Here is an 18,034-nt window from a genome sequence, read left to right on the forward strand (position 1 = left end):
GAGTGGCCAAAGGGAGCAGACTGTAAATCTGCCGGCACTGCCTTCGATGGTTCGAATCCGTCCCCCTCCACCATATTGAAGAAGCCAGCTCATTGAGTTGGCTTTTTTCGTTTCAGGATCTTGATAGCATAGTCCTACTACCACGAACCTTTCACTCCTCACCGAAACTCTGCTCGATTTAATACCTATCACAGTAAATAAGTGATCAGAAATAGCGTAGGGAAAATGCTTGAGAACAAGGCGCAATTTTTCGATAAGTAGTTATTCTGCAATCAAAAATTGCAACGCAGTTATCGAGTATTTTAACAAGCTAGAATGACCAGTTATTTACTACGATTGGTATAACCTATACTCAATCTCACTAAAGCAACCAACCCCATGTGAAGCTCCACAAACAAAAGGCTGAGGAGCAGATCTTTACCCTACAAACAATGTACTAGCTATTTTGATTTTGTTAGTTCGTATGGCCTTAATATGAATGTTCAATATAACTAGGAAAACACTTGAGGACTTACTAGAAAAAGTGGGTTCGCAAAATTACCAAACGGACTCAATTAGTGATGTTTGTATAAAAACACGTACAAGAAATATAAATGATAGATACAAAAAATCCCGCAGGGGATGCGGGATTTTTACTAGTGACTAAATTGGTTTAAAGGTGACTAGCCTTGAATACCAACGATTAACCATGGCGCATTAGGCGCAGTCAAGTCACGCTCTAGGTGCCAGATATCTTCGATTTCTTCTTCAACACCTTCTACTGTGTCACGGTAACGACCGCTAAACTGCAGACTAAGCTGTGCTTTATTTGCATCGTAATCAGCACGGACGATCTCCGCATCAACGTACATTACGTCAGTATGCTGCTCACCGTCGAGCTTCGCGCGCTCTGCTTTTAGGTCTTCAAACAAGCTTGGAGAAACATATTCTTCAATAGTTTCTAGCTGGTTGTGATTCCACGCACCTTGCAGGATTCGATAGTGTTCACGAGAACCATTAATGAACGCTGCTTGGTCAAAACCCGGTGGGTAGTTATGTGGTACGTCTGTTTGAGCGCCAAAACCACCAAAGCCACCATTATTTGTGTTTGGTTGTTGCTCAAAGTTTTGCATGTTTGGTTGCTCAAACTTAGATGCGTTGCCACCAAATGCAGGCTGTTGACGATGCTGGTTCATACTGCCCTGCTTCGCACCTAGCATACCGCGCATTAGTTTAAAGATGACAAAGGCAATCAAACCAATAATTAGGATATCCATAAACTGGATACCTTCAAAAGCACCGCCAAAGAATGCAGCAAGTAGACCACCAGCCAGAAGTCCGCCTAGCAGACCACCCATAAGGCCTTTCTTACTTGAAGACTTTGTCGTCTGATCTTTGCCGACCGTATTGGTGTTTTGTTGCTGTTGTTTCGGTGCTGGTGCGGTTTTGTAGCTCTTACCGAAAGACTTACTGCCACCAAACTTCTTCGCTTCCGCGATAGGCGTTACAGCAACAGTAAACATCAATAAAGCAACAATAGAAAATAAACGTTTCATCGTTATCCTTAAAGTTAGCTATCTAAGATAGTGCCCCATTTTCAAGACGAAACAATCGTTGTTTCAAACAGTAGCACGCCAAAGATGATTTTTAAGTCATCATACTCTGTATACCGATTGATGAAAATAGCTTATAGAAGCTGACATGTATCAGAATATTGCCAAAAATGCAGACTGCTCACACTGCTTACAATTCAGCTGAAGGCGCTTGATCAATGTAAAAAAAGTATGGAATAAGTTCACTAATACTCCAGATTGTTTTACTTGAATTAGAATCAGTGACACAGCTCAGAATCCTACACCTTGAGGGCACTTGGACACATTGCCTTGTTGACGGTTAATAGGTAGCTGACTATCATATTGAACGATGTTCAATAAAGTAGTTTGAGAGTATGGCGCGCAGAAACGATCACACCCGAGAAGAGTTAGTGAATTTGACTTTAACAACGGTCAAAAACTTTTTAGATGAGAATTCTTACCACGAACTCAGTCTTCGTAAAATCGCTAACATGATTGGTTACGTGCCAAGCACATTGGTAAATGTTTTTGGTAATTATAATTTGTTGTTGCTTCATGTTGTCGCTCAAACTTTAGATGAGTTATCTCAAGAAGCACGCAAAGCGACTAATGACAGCAAAGACTCCCATCAAGCGCTTTTTGAACTCGCTTATTGCTACCACGATTTTGCTCAAAAACACCCATACCGTTGGCAGTTAGTGTTCGAACACAACATGAATGGAGCAGAACTTCCGGAATGGCATGCCAAACGTATCGATGGTATGACGGGAATGCTAGAGTCACTATTGGCTCAAATCGCACCACATCGTACTGAATCCGAAGTGATTCAAGCGAGTCGAGTCCTTTGGTCTGGCGTACATGGCATTACTTTACTCAGTGTTGATGATAAGTTTTTCTCTAGTGAACCGATTGATGGCAAAGAGTTGATCAGTAATCTTCTTTCCAACTACCTCACGAACTGGTAACAAAGGATTATACATGTCATCCGACAGACAGCCGTCCTTACTTACGCAGAGAAAATTCCTGCCCTATTTCATTACTCAATTTCTTGGCGCTTTTAACGACAATATTTTTAAAAACGTTTTGCTGTTGTTTGTCGCATTCGCTGGCTCCAGTGCACTGCCTATTTCGAGCAATTTGTTCATCAACCTTGCGGCAGGCTTGTTCATTCTACCGTTCTTTCTGTTCTCTGCTTCCGCTGGCGTATTAGCCGACAAATATGAAAAGTCATGGTTTATTCGTAAGGTCAAACTATTTGAAATAGCCATCATGCTGTTAGGTGCCATCGGATTCATAACCGAAAGTTATGGTGTGCTTTTATTGCTACTGTTTTTAATGGGCACACAGTCAGCATTTTTTGGCCCAGTTAAATATGCCCTTTTGCCTCAAAAGTTAAATGCTAAAGAATTAGTGCCCGGCAACGCTCTTGTTGAAGCTGGTACCTTTATCGCCATCCTTATTGGCACCTTAGGCGCTGGGATTATAGCCTCTGCAGACAACGCAAAATACCTCGCCGCATTTTGTGTCGTGATCTTCGCATTGTTAGGCTACTTGTCGAGCCGCTCAATCCCCTTTGCTGCAGCCAGCGCGCCCAATCTCTCTTTTCGTTGGCAACCATATAAGCAAACCAAACACACGCTCTCTATCGCCAAATCCGATCGAGTTGTTTTTCAATGCATAATGGCAATAAGCTGGTTTTGGTTTTTAGGCGCCGCATATCTAACACAATTCCCGAATTTCACTAAGATTTACCTAAATGGCACCGAGAGTGCGGTGTCTTTCTTGCTCGCTCTATTTTCCATTGGTATCGCGCTAGGGTCGCTACTTTGCAATTGGATCTCAAACCATCGTATCGAAGTCGGTATTGTGCCAATTGGTGCCTTTGGCATTACGGTATTTGGGTACCTAATGGCCACTTCCATTCCCAATGATCTACCTATTTTCCATAACTTTGTAGACTTCTTTAGATATGAGCCTTTTTGGCCATTATTTTTCTACCTATTGATGATTGGCGCTTCGGGCGGTTTGTTTATCGTGCCTCTTTACGCATTAATGCAGCATCGAGCAAAGGAAACCGAACGTGCTCAAGTCATCGCAGGGCTCAACATCTTTAACTCTCTGTTTATGGTCGGCAGCGCTGTCTTGGGTATTGTGTGCCTAAGTGTAATCAAGATGACAATTCCTCAGCTGTTTGCATTGTTAGCCATTTTAAATTTCTTAGTCGCCGCTTACATCTTTTTGCAAATTCCTATTTTTGTAGTTCGCTTTGTCATGTGGATGCTTACGCACACCATCTATCGAGTTAAGCATAAGAATCTACACAACCTACCCGAGCATGGTGGGGCATTGATTGTATGTAATCATGTAAGCTACATGGATGCATTGCTACTTAGTGCCGTATGCCCAAGGTTGATTCGTTTTGTGATGGAGGAAGATTACGCCAACCTACCTCCATTAAGGCGCTTTTTACGTCGAACTGGGGTAATTCCAATTTCAGCGAGTAACAGAAGCTCTATCAGACGTGCATTTAACGATGTGGAAGCTGCGCTAAGCGAAGGTCATATCGTCTGTATTTTCCCTGAAGGAAGATTAACTTCAGATGGTGAAATGAATGAATTCATGCGCGGTATTGATATAATCCTACGTCGTAGTCCAGTACCTGTCATACCTGTTGCACTTAAAGGCTTATGGGGAAGCTATTTCAGCCGCGCAAAAGGTCGCGCATGCTGTGGCTTACCGACTCGATTTTGGTCAAAGCTAGAAATAGAGGCAGGACAACCGGTGCCACCAAACGAGGCAACGGCAAAAACAATGTTCGATAAAGTGCATCAACTTAGAGGCGACTGGCGATAAATACACTTGAACACATGTTTAGGATAACTGAACATGTGTTCAAATCATTAAGACAAACTGACCACACCCAGTGCGATATACTCTCCCTTTCATTCACAACAGCGAATAAAAACCTTGAATAGAAACTACCTCCTGTTTGGATTGGCGTTACTTTTTTGTCTAACCCCTCTTGCCTCCTCTCCCATTGCTCTAGTTATCGGTTTTCTACTCGCAAGTTTTGGTTTTGTGCCTTCCGAGCTGCCCATCGCTTCTTTTACTAAAAAGCTGCTGTCTTACTCGATTATTGGCTTAGGCTTTGGCATCAACTTTGAGCAAGCACTTACAGTCACATCGGATGGTATCGGCCTGATCATCGCCACTATTACAGGCACACTGATCATGGGCACTCTCATTGCCAGGGTAATTAAATTGGAGCGAGTAACCGCTTACTTAATCTCATCAGGTACTGCAATTTGTGGTGGTAGCGCAATTGCTGCTGTGGCACCGGCGATTAAAGCGAAAGACGAGCAGATTGGATTAGCACTGGCAACAGTGTTTGTCCTGAACTCCATTGCACTCTTTGTGTTTCCTGTGATTGGACATGCTTTAGGGCTAGATCAACACACGTTTGGCACATGGGCTGCGATTGCCATTCATGACACATCTTCTGTTGTCGGGGCTGCCTCGGCCTATGGGGAAGAAGCACTAACGACGGCAACAACATTGAAACTCGCGCGCGCTTTATGGATCATTCCTGTTGCTTTGATCAGTGCCGTCATCTTTTCAAGAGGCCAAAAAGAGAATGGAAAGAAAAAACTAGCTATCCCTTATTTCATTTTTTGGTACTGTGCAGCTATCGCGTTTAGCGACTTCTTTCCTCAATTTGAAATGGTCTATCACGGCATTTTCATTGGAGCAAAGCAAGCGTTGGTTGTATGTCTGTTCTTGATAGGTTGCAGCATTTCAATTTCAAAACTAAAGTCAGCTGGAGCTAAGCCGCTGTTGTTTGGTGTGACTCTGTGGGTGTTAATTTCGACCACTTCTCTAAGTTGGTTACTGTTTTAGATATTGGTGGTCTGCTTATCGCGTTGAGGGGACGGCATTTCCCGTTTGCTATTTTTGTATATAACGACCAACGCAATAGCGATCAAAAATGCCGTTAGCTCTGCAAGAGAGCGGGCTAGCCCTTCACTACTTATCGCGATACCAATTTGTAGTGCTACTGCCGCAATTAAAACTAGCTTTGCCATCCTGAACCTTATGCATTTTCTCTCCACGAAGAAGCATAATTATGATTCAGAGTTATAAGGATACGAAATTCTCTTTATGACTAATACATAGCAAAATTGACTAATGCTGAAGTGATGACAGCAGCCACTCTTTCACTGCCTTACGCGAAATTTTGATCCCACCTTCTAGTAGAGTTTGTGGCATTACGTGGTATTCCACTGGCCATTTAAACTTCTCTAATTTTGATTGCAAATGCTGGTCATACTCCGATTTGCTGCGCAATCCATTGGTCTGAATCACAGCTACTGGTCTATGACCAAACTCCGCGTCTTCGACTGGAACCACTATACTCTGCACTACACCATCAATTTGGTTCAAAGCGGCTTCAATCTCTTCACAATGGATATTCTCACCACCAGAGATAAACTGATTGTCGGCACGGCCGATTATCTTTAATTCATCACCTTGCCACTCGCCAAGATCTTTGCTGTCAAACCAGCCTTTCTCATCCAGAAATGGGGTAACATGTCCTTGATGGAAATACCCTGCCGCTAATGTCTTACCGCCAACAAAAATGCGTTGGTCAACTAATTTTATCTTACGGTGCTTCAATACATGTCCAGCATTACTGGTGCTGTCAATTCTCTTTGCGGTAACGGTAGAGGCCGCCTCCGTCATCCCATAACCTAACCATGTCTCAATGCCTTGCCCTGTTGCTCGTAGTGCCAACTCGTGATCAACGTGGCTGCCGCCCAGTAGCACATGTGTCAATGACAAATGTGCATCATCATCCAATAACCGTTTGAGCTGAGTCGCAACCAAAGAAGCGTGTGATACGCCCTGAACATCATCAACAAGTTTCCCTGAACCGACTTTTAGTGTTGCTCCGACATATAGCCAACGATAGACAATCGCTAATCCAGAGACGTGATACAGCGGAAGCGATAACAGCCAAGCATCTTGCTGAGTGAAAATGAACTCCTGCAACAAGCCCTCTGCAGACGCAAGATGCTGTCGATGTGTATGAACCACAGCTTTAGGCTCCCCTGTAGAGCCAGAAGTAAATACTACTGAAGCGAGCCGGTCATGATGATAGCTATCTTCAGTCAACGAATCACTCTCTTGCTGTGATACTACAGGCGGTGAAAGCAATGTTGCCTTGAGTTTTTGTATATCATGTTCAGAAAAGGTCGAAGCGCACTCCTGAGAAAACCAGATAAACCGAGTTTGATCAGGCCTGTAAAGTGTAGCAAGCTTACCCTGCAACTTATCTAGTGGTTGTTCCATGGTCAGCGCAGCGAGCGCACCCAACTGTTTGGAGGCAAGATAAAACAACAGTGTTTCTACTTGGTTCTTGCCAACCAAAGTCAGCACATCCCCCCGAGTTACACCCAAGTCATTCAAATAGTGAGTGTATTGGTCAATACGCTTCGAGAGTTGTTGCCAGTTTAATACTTCTGTTGATGTCTTGAGTGCAATAGAAAAAGGGCTCGTTTGAGCCCAATATTTCCATGGTGCCTTCGCAATATTGTCTACGCAGAATGCCACACAATCTCCTGGTCTTTTAGAGGAAGAACGGGAAGTTCACACTTAGGCCAGCCCTGCTCTAGCTGAGCTTTGAATAAGCCAATCGTATCCAAACCTGGAACTTCATCAGGCAGCTGCCATTGGGCAAAGCGCGCTAATTGAGTTAAACCGAGACTGGATTCAATGCTCGAGCTAATCACTGCTTTCATCCCCAGTGACTTCGCTTTCTCTATCAGTGTAATACAAAAATCCACTGAACCAATGAGTGTGGGTTTGATGATGATCGTTTTCACACCAGTTAGATCTTCAAGACGGAAATCTTCACGACGAACCGCATCTTGCAATGTTTCATCCCAAGCGATAGCAATACCAGTATTAATCGCAAAAGAGAGACTATCGCCAGGAGAGCGGCACGGCTCTTCTAGAAACGTGATTCGTTGACGCAGAGACGGAGCAATGTACTTAGCGAACTGCTGCGCTTTTTCTGGTGTCCAAGCGCGATTGGCATCGAGTCGAAGCGTTAATTGAGGGATTGATTCAAGAAAAAGGTTCACAAGCATGCCATCGCGAATTGGCTCATAAAGTCCAACTTTCACCTTAGCGACTTTCTCACCTTCCATCTCGTTCAGCTTTGGAATGAGCTCATCTGGGTCGCCAGTGCATAGTGGCGCTGTTTGGTATTTACCTTGTTGTGGTAAGCCACCAGCTAATTCAAGCTGTGCCATCGATAAACCAAACGCAACCGACGGGTACATCTTGGCATAATCCACATCCAACTCTGCTACCCAACGCTCCGCCTGTTCTTGTAGCTGAACACCCGCATCTTCGGTGCTCTCTAAGCTAAAACAAGGAAGAGGAGCGACTTCTCCAAGCCCTGTTTTACCATCTTCGGAAAGCGCAACAACATAACCAACACGTTCGGTTAGCTTGTTGTCACGTAGGATGACACCACTATCCATGGGCAAGCTATAACGATAAATTTTCGCTTCACGCATAATTCAAGTCCTATGTAATGCCGTATATTTGAGCGTTCTGACGAGCAATCCCACCAGCCTCCCAGAGGGCGATGCGCTCAGGAAAAAAGTAACAGAGGAGCTAACACGCTCCTCATTTAGACGGATTATGGGTTGCGAGGGAATTTATCGAAGTCTGGGCGACGCTTCTCGTTAAAGGCATTACGACCTTCTTGGCCTTCATCAGTCATGTAGAACATCATCGTTGCGTTACCCGCTAGCTCTTGCAGACCCGCTTGACCATCACAATCTGCGTTTAATGCAGCTTTCAGGCAGCGCAATGCCATTGGGCTGTGCTGTAGTACTTCACGACACCAACGAACGGTTTCTTTCTCTAGATCCGCTAGTGGTACAACTGTGTTTACTAGGCCCATGTCTACCGCTTCTTGAGCATTGTAGAAACGACATAGGAACCAAATTTCGCGAGCTTTCTTTTGGCCTACGATACGAGCCATATAAGATGCGCCCCAACCGCCGTCAAATGAACCCACTTTAGGGCCTGTTTGACCAAATTGAGCGTTGTCAGCTGCAATTGTTAGATCACACATCATATGCAGTACATGACCACCGCCAACAGCCCAACCAGCTACCGATGCGATCACTGGTTTTGGACAAGTACGAATATCGCGTTGGAAGTCCAATACGTTGAGGTGATGTGTGCCTTGGTCGTCTTTATAGCCGCCGTAGTCGCCACGGATCTTCTGGTCGCCGCCAGAACAGAATGCGTCTTCACCTAGACCTGTCAGAATGATCACGCCAACACCAGAGTCGTAACGCGCATCTGCCAACGCATCAATCATCTCTTTTACCGTTTGAGGACGAAACGCGTTACGCACTTGAGGACGCGCAATGGTGATTTTCGCGATACCATCTTCAGACTTATGGTAATGAATGTCCTCGTATTTCTCGCCGCAATCTTTCCATTGAACCGGAGCGTAAAGTTCTTCTTCAGAAATGCCTACTGTTTTAGCCATGGTGATTCCCATTGTTCTCGTTACTCTCACCAAAGTGAGACTGAATTATTTGCTTGGTATGTATCGCAAACTGTTTGGGCTGCTCTTGATGGACGTTATGACCAGCGCCTTCAACTTGTCGATACGCCAACCCGCTACGTTGTGCCAGTTGGCTAAATTTTTGGTCTTTCTCACCACACAAGTAATACACTGGTATGTTCTGCTTTTGCAGTGAGGGCAACAAATATGCCTGTTTGGCTAACGATGTCGCCATCAACATATTCGCCACCGCTGAGCCAAGATTATCACTTCGCTTCGCAATGAATGTTTGTCTTTGCTCATGGTTTAGTGAAGAAAACACCGCTTGTTGGTACCAATCGTTCAAAACACGTTCAAGTGGTTCAGTTTTGAAACGCATTGCCCAGCGAGCATCATTCTCTAATCTCACCTGTTTCTCTGACTCAGTTTGAAGCCCGAAGTTTCCCCCTTCAATAATCGCGCCTGCAATATTGAGCTCTGGAAAGCATTGATGGGCAATACCATGCATCGCAATGCGGCCGCCCATAGAGTATCCAATCAAAATAAGTGGTTGTTGTGAGGGAAATAATAAAGATAGTGTGGAACCAAGAAGTTTGCAGCAATCATTTAAATCGCAGCAAAAAATAGATTGGCTGCGTCCGTGACCAGGAAGGTCAACCGTAACACGTTCATATTCGGGTAACGCGTTGATACACGATTGCCAGTCTTCACCGCTACCAAACAAACCATGCAAAAACACCAGAGTAGGCAAAATACTACTTTGGTGCTTTTCCGTTGCTGGGAAGCGTTTAGAATAGAGCATGCAAATTCTTGTTGAAGGATTTTAGTTGCTCTACCGCTTGGTTCGATGGCGTTTGAACTTCAACCACTAACGCCCCTTCGCCGCTAGCAAAATGCTCAGAGACTATAGATTGATACTCAGCCAGCGTGTTCGGTTTGCAATACTGTAAACCAAACTGTTTCGCTGCATGTTCAAATTCATAACCATGAGGCATTTGATAGAACGACTCGCGATGCTCTTGCGGTACAGGCAGTAAGTCAAAAATCGCCCCACCATCGTTGTTAGTAATCACCAACACCGAAGGCAACTTGTTGTGCGTAAACAGTGCCAATGAGTTCAGCCCATATAAGGCAGAAGTATCGCCAATAAACATTAACATCGGGTTCTGGCGCGCGCGTTGTACCCCGCTTGCTGTGGCAAACAGCCCATCAATGCCAGACGCACCACGGTTAGTGAAAACCTCTGTGTTATCAAGCTTGCCGAACATGTCGATCAATCGGACAAACAGACTGTTGCCAACAAACAGATCCACACCCTGAGCACGCTCAGCCACATCAATCGCTAACGCAATCTCACTCAGCTCACTCTTAGGGTCAGAAGCAAACAAGCCTTTCGCGTGTTGCGTGACCTGTTTGATGTCCGCGGCAAGTTCATTTGCCCAACCAGCATGTTCTGATGAAAACTCCGTCGTACGTTCAACCCATGAGCTTGGCTGCTCCGCCCAGTGCCATTGTGGTAAGTGACTTTGGTTATCTCGCTCTAATCGAGGCGATACGTACCAATATTGAATGTCACCACCTTGCTGATTACGTGCTACGTGTTTTTCTAACCAGTGATTAAAACGTTTAGAAATGATTCGACTACCGAACTGCACGATTAAGTCACAGCCATCCAGTAGGCTAGCCAATTTCGAATTCTGCAACCATAAATCAAAATGCGCCCAATCCGAACTGACACCACTTTGTGGATCAGCAAGGACTGGCCAGCCCATTTGCTCTGCAAACGCTCGTGCAGCTTGAGCCTGAACCAGTGGCAAACTACCAATGACCACCACACCTTTGTTATCCCCACAGCTTGGAATTGCACTGCTGGTTTTCGGGTTAAAGCGCTGGCAATACGTCACCTTGCTATCTCGCCAGCCAGCAACGGTATCAAGGTAATCCTGATAGGTACTCTTTTCTGTATTGGAGTACAAAGGCTCTGGAAATGCACAATTAATATGAACAGCACTACCCTGCAATTGCTGAGTAAACATCACTTCGTCAACAGAGGTCAGCAACCAGTTAAGCGACGTTGCTAAATTTGGGCTTGGTAAATTCAAACTGGCCGAAACATGATGTGAAAAAATACCCAATTGATTTATCGCTTGGTTTGCACCACAGCCGACAAGTTCTACTGGACGATCTGCTGTCAGCAGCACCAGTTTTTCACCAGTAAGTTTGGCTTCGGCAACCGACGGTAATAGGTTCGCCACTGCCGTACCAGAGGTAACGATAATTGCCACGGGCTCCTGAGTAGCTTTCGCTAAACCAAGAGCCATAAAGCCCAGTCCACGCTCATCAAAATGAGTATGAATGGAAAAGTCGGACTGTTCTGCCGCTTCTAAAGTTAAAGGAGTAGAACGAGATCCGGGAGCGATACAAACATGCTTAACGCCAAATCGCTGAAGCTCAATCAATATGGTTTCTGACCAAACTCGATTGAGCACCGCTTGGTCATGACTCATGATGCGACTCCCAATGGCGGATGATCAGAAATCAGCGTAAGTAACGTCGACATTTTCTTATCAAGTTCTGCCCACTCATGTTCTGCCACAGAACCAGGCACAATCCCTGCGCCCGCAAACAGTTGTACTTGATCACCGAGCACAAGCGCGCTTCTGATTGCGACACAAAACTCTGCTCGTTCATGGCTTATATAACCCATTGACCCCGCGTACCAGCCGCGTGCAAAGGGCTCATTATCAAGAATAAACTGCATGGACTCTTGTCGGGGTAAGCCAGCAACCGCCGCTGTTGGTTGAAGCGCCGATAACAACTGAACACCATTTATCCCCGCTCTTAGACTAGCGTGAATATTTCGCTTAAGGTGCTGCACTTTTCGTAGTCTGACCAAACTCGGTTCAGCTTCCACTTCAACCACTTCAGAATGTGGTGATAGACGGTCAATGATGTCGTCCACCACATACTGGTTTTCGTTGAGGTTCTTTTGGTCTTGGGATAACCAATTCGCCAACTCCATATCTTGAGTGGCATTGTCTCCCCGACCAATCGTACCTGCTAACGCTTCGGTATGTAGCTCATGCCCTACGCGAGAATACAAACGTTCTGGCGTAGACCCCATAAAACTGTGCTTACTGTCTAAGCTCAGCATGAAATGGAAGCTATGATGGTTATTTAAGTAACTTGCTTTAAGTAGCTGTGCAGCACTTAATGTGTTATCAAGCTGCACGGTAGAGCGACGCGCTAAAACCACTTTCTTAAAATCATCATTCTCTATACCAGTCAGAACCTTATGAACTAACTCATTCCATTGAGGCTGACTTGGCGTGTGAACAATAGAGCGGATGTGAGACGAAATTGGAGCTAAGGTCGCGACCTCACAAACCAGTTTATTCAACCCAGCTAGAGTTCGCGCTTTGTCTTCTGAAATATTAACTGCGAGAGACCACTGTTGGTCAAAACGAATTAACTCAATTTGAGGCAAAAAGAAAAAAGAAGGCATACAGCGACGATTCTTCTCATGCTGTCCATCAAAAGAGCGCCCGCCCCAGACTCTTTGCCCTTCACCTAGAATGGTATAAGCAGGACCTGGCTCAACAAAAGCGTGCAATTGCCCTAGTGCAACGACCTCTTCACGTGTATCGCGGGACTGCCAATAAAACTTAGGGAAAAGTGGTTGCGCATCAAGCCAATCAATAAATGAGAAATTAGGTTTCTCGCTAAGGGGCTCGACCAGACGTGTTTGATTGCCTTCCGATTGCTGAACTCGCTCGATAATTCTCTTTACGGCTTGATGGAACTGTGACAAATCAACCTCGTTGTATGTGAGGATAAATGGTAACTGACGGCTACTCTAAGTTTAGACCCAAAGCAAATCAAGGTCGTATGCGATCTTTTGCAAAATCCTGTGATAACAAGCGAGCAAAACTTAACCAGCAGACAGATTATTTACAGATATATATTCTAATAAAAAACAAATTATTGTATTTTAATAAAGAAATTAACGAATTTTTAGGAATTAAACAATGCAAAATATCGGGATGTCGTCAAAACTCGACAATGTCTGCTACGACATTAGGGGTCCTGTACTCAAACATGCTAAGCGCATGGAGGAAGAAGGGCATAAAATCCTAAAGCTAAACATTGGTAACCCTGCCCCATTTGGTTTTGACGCCCCTGATGAGATTTTAGTCGACGTGATTCGTAATCTGCCGACTTCTCAAGGCTATTGTGATTCCAAAGGCATTTACTCTGCTCGTAAAGCTGTGGTCCAACACTATCAGCGTAAAGGTATACGCTCGCTAGATGTCGAAGATGTGTATGTAGGTAACGGCGTGTCTGAGTTGATCGTAATGGCTATGCAAGCGCTATTAAACAATGGCGACGAAATGCTGATCCCAGCACCAGACTATCCGTTATGGACAGCTTCAGTTGCACTATCTGGTGGTAAGCCGGTTCATTATCTATGTGATGAAGAGGCTGACTGGTACCCAGACCTTGAAGACATCAAAAAGAAAATCACACCAAAGACACGTGGCATTGTTCTGATCAACCCGAACAACCCGACAGGTGCGGTATACAGCCGTGACTTCCTACTTGAAGTGATTGAGATAGCACGCCAGCACAAACTGATCATTTTCGCAGATGAGATCTACGACAAAGTGTTGTACGACGGTGCAACACATACCTCAGTCGCCACACTCACTGAAGACGTGCTAGTCATGACATTCAATGGCCTTTCAAAAGCCTACCGTGTTTGTGGTTTCCGTGGTGGCTGGATGTTCCTAACGGGGCCTAAACATCTGGCTCAAGGGTACGTGAATGGCTTGGAGCTGCTTTCATCGATGCGTTTATGTGCAAACGTACCAATGCAACATGCCATTCAAACCGCGTTAGGTGGATACCAGAGTATCAATGAACTGATTTTACCAGGCGGACGCTTATTAGAGCAGCGCAACCGAGCGTATGAACTGATCAATCAGATTCCTGGTGTTTCTTGTGTCAAACCTAAGGGTGCGATGTACCTCTTCCCGAAAATCGACACTAAAATGTACAACATCAAGAACGATCAGCAGATGGTTTTAGATTTCTTAAAACAAGAGAAGGTCTTACTGGTGCAAGGTTCCGGTTTTAACTGGCCAAAACCAGACCACTTCCGCATCGTGACACTACCGCACGTTGAAGATCTAGAAATCGCCATTGGACGTTTTGAAAGATTCCTATCAACCTACAGCCAGTAATGAATCACTGGTAGTAATTAGTGCTGATCTCTCATATGCTTAGAGGAACTCCTAGTGAGTTCCTTTTTTACACCAGAAACGGAGAAAGCCATGAAAGAAAGCCATTTTTTCGCCCACCTGGCTCGAATGAAGCTGATCCAACGCTGGCCTTTAATGCGGTCCGTCTCACCAGAAAACGTTTCAGAGCATAGCTTACAAGTTGCTTTTGTCGCTCATGCCCTTGCCCTAATTAAAAACAAAAAGTTCGGCGGCAACCTTAATCCAGAACGCATCGCTATTCTTGCCATGTACCATGATTCCAGTGAAGTATTAACGGGTGATCTTCCAACTCCAGTGAAGTATTACAACCCTGAAATTGCCAAAGAATATAAGAAGATAGAATCGGCAGCGGAACAAAAATTACTCTCAATGTTACCGGAAGAGTTCCAAGATGACTTTGCCCCCTATCTTCTTTCTCACTCTGCTCACGAAGAGGACGCAAAAATCGTTAAGCAAGCCGATTCCATCTGTGCCTATTTAAAATGTCTCGAAGAACTAAGCGCCGGCAACCATGAGTTCGCTCTGGCAAAAAAACGCTTAGACGTCACTTTGCAAGAACGCAGAACGCCTGAAATGGATTACTTTCTCAATACCTTTGCCCCAAGTTTCGAATTATCGTTAGATGAAATCAGTTAGCTTACGGAGATAATCGTGTCGTTTGAATTACACCCGCAATGGCAAGAGCGCCATGATGATGAGCATAAAATCCGTCGAGACGACCATCGGAGCCCGTACCAACGAGACCGAGCGCGCATTCTTCACTCGGCTGCATTTCGACGCCTACAAGCAAAAACCCAAGTACACGGCAATAGCTTGGAAGACTTTCACCGCAGCCGGTTAACACACTCCTTAGAAGCGTCGCAACTCGGGACCGGTATCGTCGCCCAGTTAAAGAAAAAACAGCCAGAGTTCCGCGATCTATTACCATCAGACAGCTTAATTGATTCATTATGTTTGGCGCACGACATCGGGCATCCTCCATACGGTCATGGGGGAGAAGTCGCTCTAAACTACGTAATGCGCGAACATGGCGGCTTCGAGGGGAATGCCCAAACCTTTCGTATCGTCACTAAGTTAGAGCCTTATACTGAGCATTTCGGAATGAATTTATCACGCCGCACACTGCTTGGTTTGATTAAGTACCCTGCCCTCATTAGTCAAACACGCTCCGTCAAGTTGCCTCAACCAGCCGAGCACCAACGTAAACTAAAAGCAAAAGACTGGAGCCCAGCTAAAGGTATTTATGATTGTGATAAAGACTTATTTGATTGGGTAATTGCACCGCTTTCTGACAACGACAAGGCATTGCTTAGTCTGATGCGTTCAACGCCAGAATCGGAGTTTGAGCACAGTAAAACGCGTTTTAAATCACTCGATTGCTCAATCATGGAGCTAGCAGATGATATCGCCTACGGTGTTCATGATTTAGAAGATGCAATCGTACTTGGTATGGTGACACGTCAGCAATGGCAAGAAGGCGCAGCAAGTCAATTAGCGGACTGTGGCGACCCGTGGTTTGAAGCTCATATCGATTCCATCGGACAGATGCTATTTAGCGGTAAGCACCATGAGCGGAAAGATGCTATCGGTGGTATGGTTAACGCGCTACTGACCAGCATTTCAATCAAAACGGTGGATGAGCCGTTTAATAACCCGTTACTGTCTTGGAATGCGTGTTTAGAACCACAGATGGCACGTGCACTTGACGTACTCAAGCACTTTGTCAGCACCTTCGTTATCCAAGTCCCGCAGGTCCAGATCGTTGAGTATAAGGGTCAGCAAATTATTATGGATATTTTTGAAGCGTTAACAGCAGACCCAGAGCGCTTACTACCCGTTCATACAAAAGATCTGTGGTGTCAGGCGAAGAGCGAGAGCAATAAGATGAGGGTCATCGCCGATTATATTTCTGCAATGACCGATGGTCACGCACAAAAGCTACACCGCCAACTTTTCTCTTCCATCGTTCTTTAGTAACACTCAACCTTTCAAATAATTCTTTTCAAAAACGCCCGGAGGCATCTGGGCGATCTGGAATTCGATCATATTTTCAAAGGCACGCATAAGCGGTGCAAAGTCGCGCTCGGGTTCAAGCAAGCGAAGCGAATGATAACCAGCCTCGACTGTCGATAAGCTATTCTCAGAGGGCGCCTTACGAATGGTGTAGTGCCCTTGTAGTTGCTTAGGCAACTGCACGGTTGGGAGTGGATGTAAGTTGCTTGAGAGTTGCCACATTTTGTACGCTTTTTTCCACGTACCATCGAGCAAAATCAAACGTATTTTCTTAGATACACTATGACTCGCTTGAGTGATTTCAGAAATGCATCGTGACTCTTCTGATGGGTAAAGAACAAAATGTTGATATGACTCATCCGCTAATAAGTGATTTAAGGCATCATCACAAGAAAAGTCCTCTCCTATCAAACAAATACAGTTATCTAAACTCAAATTGAGAATCCGTGCCGTACCAAGCGGACGATGTTCTTCACTCGTGTGCTGAAGAATGATAAGTTCTACCTCGCTTGCCAGCGGTACAATCCATTGGCAAATACACGCTTTTTGCGATTTTCCACAACGAGAACAATAACGAGACATAGAGTGAACCTTTATACCTTGCTGAGTATTATCAGCGTGATCTGTTTGATACTTCAATTTGAACCAATGGCAAGCCTAACCGAGTGGCACAGCTACAATATACGCCATGGTGAATGGTGGCGAATCGTAACAGGAAATCTCACACATACCAACTTTGCGCACTTAGGAATGAACCTCGCCGGATTGTGGATCATTACTTTTATTTTTCGCCCAAGCACTCGTAACTTCCTTATCGTTTTTCCAATCTTATGTGCATGTGTTGGTGCGCTGAATTTGTTTACCAACATGTCGGTATACGTGGGTTTATCCGGCGTATTACACGGATTGTTTGGATTTTGGGCGCTCAGAGAAGTCTTTGAAAGCAGAAGAAGCAGTGTGTTGTTAGTTGGAGGACTAATCGCCAAAGTAGCATGGGAGCAGGTCTATGGCCCATCCAGCAGTACTGCTGAGCTTATCGGTGCAAACGTTGCTATTGATGCTCATATGTTTGGCGCACTCGGTGGGTTAGTAATGGCTTTACTGGAAAAAGGCCTTCGCCGTCGTTTATTCGGATAAAAAATCCCGAACCACGAAAGAGGGGCTGGTTCGGGAAAGCAGTAATAGGGAAACAGATATTGTTCTGAATTCAGACTCAATATCTGCAATACATCAAGCTACAGTAAAATGCGGTCTTCGTTTTTCTTAACTGTCGCTTCACCTATGCCTTTTACGCTCTTCAAATCTGCTGCCGTTTTAAAAGGGCCATGTTCCTCGCGGTAGTCCACTATACTCTGCGCTTTCTTCTCACCTATACCTTTCAACATGGTCGCAATTTCTTCAGCAGTGGCCGTGTTGATATTTACAGTAATTTCAATTCCTTCATATTTGTCAGTGGCTGAATCCGCAGCCATGCTAAAAGGTGCAAAAACAAATAAGCACAATGTCAAAATCCATTTCATATTGAACATACAATCTCCAAAATAGTAGGCTAAAAACAGTCGTCGAGAGCGAGTCACTATCAAGTTTGCAAT

General features: G+C 44.9%; 17 protein-coding genes. 7 read left to right on the forward strand and 10 right to left on the reverse strand.

Annotated elements, in window-relative coordinates:
- Positions 1-662: 662 nt before the first annotated feature.
- Positions 663-1,535 (reverse strand): Tim44 domain-containing protein, encoded by an 873-nt coding sequence (locus R8N46_RS17570; protein WP_005384268.1) that lies wholly within the window; start codon positions 1,533-1,535, stop codon positions 663-665.
- Positions 1,536-1,927: 392 nt separating this feature from the next.
- Between R8N46_RS17570 and R8N46_RS17575 the strand changes: the two genes are divergently transcribed.
- From R8N46_RS17575 to R8N46_RS17585, 3 genes are all read left to right on the forward strand, one after another.
- Positions 1,928-2,518, forward strand: a complete 591-nt coding sequence (locus tag R8N46_RS17575; protein WP_005382308.1) for a TetR/AcrR family transcriptional regulator — start codon at positions 1,928-1,930, stop codon at positions 2,516-2,518.
- Positions 2,519-2,531: 13 nt separating this feature from the next.
- Positions 2,532-4,406 (forward strand): MFS transporter, encoded by a 1,875-nt coding sequence (locus R8N46_RS17580; protein WP_171346073.1) that lies wholly within the window; start codon positions 2,532-2,534, stop codon positions 4,404-4,406.
- Between the two features lie 114 nt (positions 4,407-4,520).
- Complete coding sequence (locus tag R8N46_RS17585; RefSeq protein ID WP_115385833.1) at positions 4,521-5,450, forward strand: YeiH family protein; 930 nt, start codon at positions 4,521-4,523, stop codon at positions 5,448-5,450.
- Here the strand turns inward: R8N46_RS17585 and R8N46_RS17590 are convergent.
- The 7 genes from R8N46_RS17590 to R8N46_RS17620 form a co-directional block, all read right to left on the reverse strand.
- Complete coding sequence (locus R8N46_RS17590; protein ID WP_005382314.1) at positions 5,447-5,635, reverse strand: hypothetical protein; 189 nt, start codon at positions 5,633-5,635, stop codon at positions 5,447-5,449. The genes R8N46_RS17585 and R8N46_RS17590 overlap by 4 nt on opposite strands.
- Before the next feature lie 100 nt (positions 5,636-5,735).
- The gene (menE, locus tag R8N46_RS17595) at positions 5,736-7,163 is read right to left on the reverse strand and encodes an o-succinylbenzoate--CoA ligase (protein WP_171346072.1); all 1,428 of its coding nucleotides are present in this window, start codon (positions 7,161-7,163) and stop codon (positions 5,736-5,738) included.
- The gene (gene menC / locus R8N46_RS17600; RefSeq protein WP_017819994.1) at positions 7,148-8,137 is read right to left on the reverse strand and encodes an o-succinylbenzoate synthase; all 990 of its coding nucleotides are present in this window, start codon (positions 8,135-8,137) and stop codon (positions 7,148-7,150) included. Before menC ends, menE begins: the two co-directional genes overlap by 16 nt.
- A 125-nt stretch (positions 8,138-8,262) precedes the next feature.
- Entirely contained in the window at positions 8,263-9,129 is an 867-nt protein-coding gene (gene menB, locus R8N46_RS17605) for a 1,4-dihydroxy-2-naphthoyl-CoA synthase (RefSeq protein WP_005382318.1), read from the reverse strand.
- On the reverse strand, positions 9,122-9,949 hold the full coding sequence (menH, locus tag R8N46_RS17610; protein WP_017819993.1) for a 2-succinyl-6-hydroxy-2,4-cyclohexadiene-1-carboxylate synthase: 828 nt from the start codon (positions 9,947-9,949) through the stop codon (positions 9,122-9,124). Before menH ends, menB begins: the two co-directional genes overlap by 8 nt.
- Positions 9,936-11,654, reverse strand: a complete 1,719-nt coding sequence (gene menD, locus R8N46_RS17615; protein WP_017819992.1) for a 2-succinyl-5-enolpyruvyl-6-hydroxy-3-cyclohexene-1-carboxylic-acid synthase — start codon at positions 11,652-11,654, stop codon at positions 9,936-9,938. Before menD ends, menH begins: the two co-directional genes overlap by 14 nt.
- Complete coding sequence (locus R8N46_RS17620) at positions 11,651-12,958, reverse strand: isochorismate synthase MenF (RefSeq protein WP_054576730.1); 1,308 nt, start codon at positions 12,956-12,958, stop codon at positions 11,651-11,653. Before R8N46_RS17620 ends, menD begins: the two co-directional genes overlap by 4 nt.
- 217 nt (positions 12,959-13,175) lie before the next feature.
- On the opposite strand from R8N46_RS17620, the gene R8N46_RS17625 reads away from it, so the two are divergent.
- From R8N46_RS17625 to R8N46_RS17635, 3 genes are all read left to right on the forward strand, one after another.
- The gene (locus R8N46_RS17625; protein WP_005384283.1) at positions 13,176-14,390 is read left to right on the forward strand and encodes a pyridoxal phosphate-dependent aminotransferase; all 1,215 of its coding nucleotides are present in this window, start codon (positions 13,176-13,178) and stop codon (positions 14,388-14,390) included.
- A 90-nt stretch (positions 14,391-14,480) separates the two neighbouring features.
- Positions 14,481-15,065, forward strand: coding sequence for a 5'-deoxynucleotidase (gene yfbR, locus R8N46_RS17630; RefSeq protein ID WP_025766954.1), 585 nt, complete (start codon positions 14,481-14,483; stop codon positions 15,063-15,065).
- Between the two features lie 15 nt (positions 15,066-15,080).
- Positions 15,081-16,403 (forward strand): anti-phage deoxyguanosine triphosphatase, encoded by a 1,323-nt coding sequence (locus tag R8N46_RS17635; protein ID WP_115385831.1) that lies wholly within the window; start codon positions 15,081-15,083, stop codon positions 16,401-16,403.
- 6 nt (positions 16,404-16,409) lie between these two features.
- On the opposite strand, the gene R8N46_RS17640 is transcribed toward R8N46_RS17635, so the two are convergent.
- Positions 16,410-17,024, reverse strand: a complete 615-nt coding sequence (locus R8N46_RS17640) for a tRNA-uridine aminocarboxypropyltransferase (RefSeq protein ID WP_115385830.1) — start codon at positions 17,022-17,024, stop codon at positions 16,410-16,412.
- A 3-nt stretch (positions 17,025-17,027) separates the two neighbouring features.
- Here R8N46_RS17640 and rrtA point away from each other — a divergent pair, with 3 nt between their 5' ends.
- A complete protein-coding gene (gene rrtA, locus R8N46_RS17645) occupies positions 17,028-17,579 on the forward strand; it encodes a rhombosortase (protein ID WP_171346066.1) in 552 nt (183 codons plus the stop codon).
- Positions 17,580-17,677: 98 nt separating this feature from the next.
- Here rrtA and R8N46_RS17650 read toward each other — a convergent pair whose 3' ends face one another.
- On the reverse strand, positions 17,678-17,962 hold the full coding sequence (locus tag R8N46_RS17650) for a ComEA family DNA-binding protein (protein WP_031777211.1): 285 nt from the start codon (positions 17,960-17,962) through the stop codon (positions 17,678-17,680).
- Between the last annotated feature and the right edge of the window lie 72 nt (positions 17,963-18,034).

Source organism: Vibrio sp. 1874 (assembly GCF_033344395.1).
Classification (GTDB): domain Bacteria; phylum Pseudomonadota; class Gammaproteobacteria; order Enterobacterales; family Vibrionaceae; genus Vibrio; species Vibrio alginolyticus.

Excerpts from the sequence above, each read along its gene's own strand:
- R8N46_RS17570 (WP_005384268.1), bottom strand. The coding sequence starts at position 1,535 with ATGAAACGTTTATTTTCTATTGTTGCTTTATTGATGTTTACTGTTGCT.
- R8N46_RS17575 (WP_005382308.1), top strand. The coding sequence starts at position 1,928 with ATGGCGCGCAGAAACGATCACACCCGAGAAGAGTTAGTGAATTTGACT.
- R8N46_RS17580 (WP_171346073.1), top strand. The coding sequence starts at position 2,532 with ATGTCATCCGACAGACAGCCGTCCTTACTTACGCAGAGAAAATTCCTG.
- R8N46_RS17590 (WP_005382314.1), bottom strand. The coding sequence starts at position 5,635 with ATGGCAAAGCTAGTTTTAATTGCGGCAGTAGCACTACAAATTGGTATC.
- menC (WP_017819994.1), bottom strand. The coding sequence starts at position 8,137 with ATGCGTGAAGCGAAAATTTATCGTTATAGCTTGCCCATGGATAGTGGT.
- menB (WP_005382318.1), bottom strand. The coding sequence starts at position 9,129 with ATGGCTAAAACAGTAGGCATTTCTGAAGAAGAACTTTACGCTCCGGTT.
- menH (WP_017819993.1), bottom strand. The coding sequence starts at position 9,949 with ATGCTCTATTCTAAACGCTTCCCAGCAACGGAAAAGCACCAAAGTAGT.
- menD (WP_017819992.1), bottom strand. The coding sequence starts at position 11,654 with ATGAGTCATGACCAAGCGGTGCTCAATCGAGTTTGGTCAGAAACCATA.
- R8N46_RS17625 (WP_005384283.1), top strand. The coding sequence starts at position 13,176 with ATGCAAAATATCGGGATGTCGTCAAAACTCGACAATGTCTGCTACGAC.
- yfbR (WP_025766954.1), top strand. The coding sequence starts at position 14,481 with ATGAAAGAAAGCCATTTTTTCGCCCACCTGGCTCGAATGAAGCTGATC.
- R8N46_RS17640 (WP_115385830.1), bottom strand. The coding sequence starts at position 17,024 with ATGTCTCGTTATTGTTCTCGTTGTGGAAAATCGCAAAAAGCGTGTATT.
- R8N46_RS17650 (WP_031777211.1), bottom strand. The coding sequence starts at position 17,962 with ATGAAATGGATTTTGACATTGTGCTTATTTGTTTTTGCACCTTTTAGC.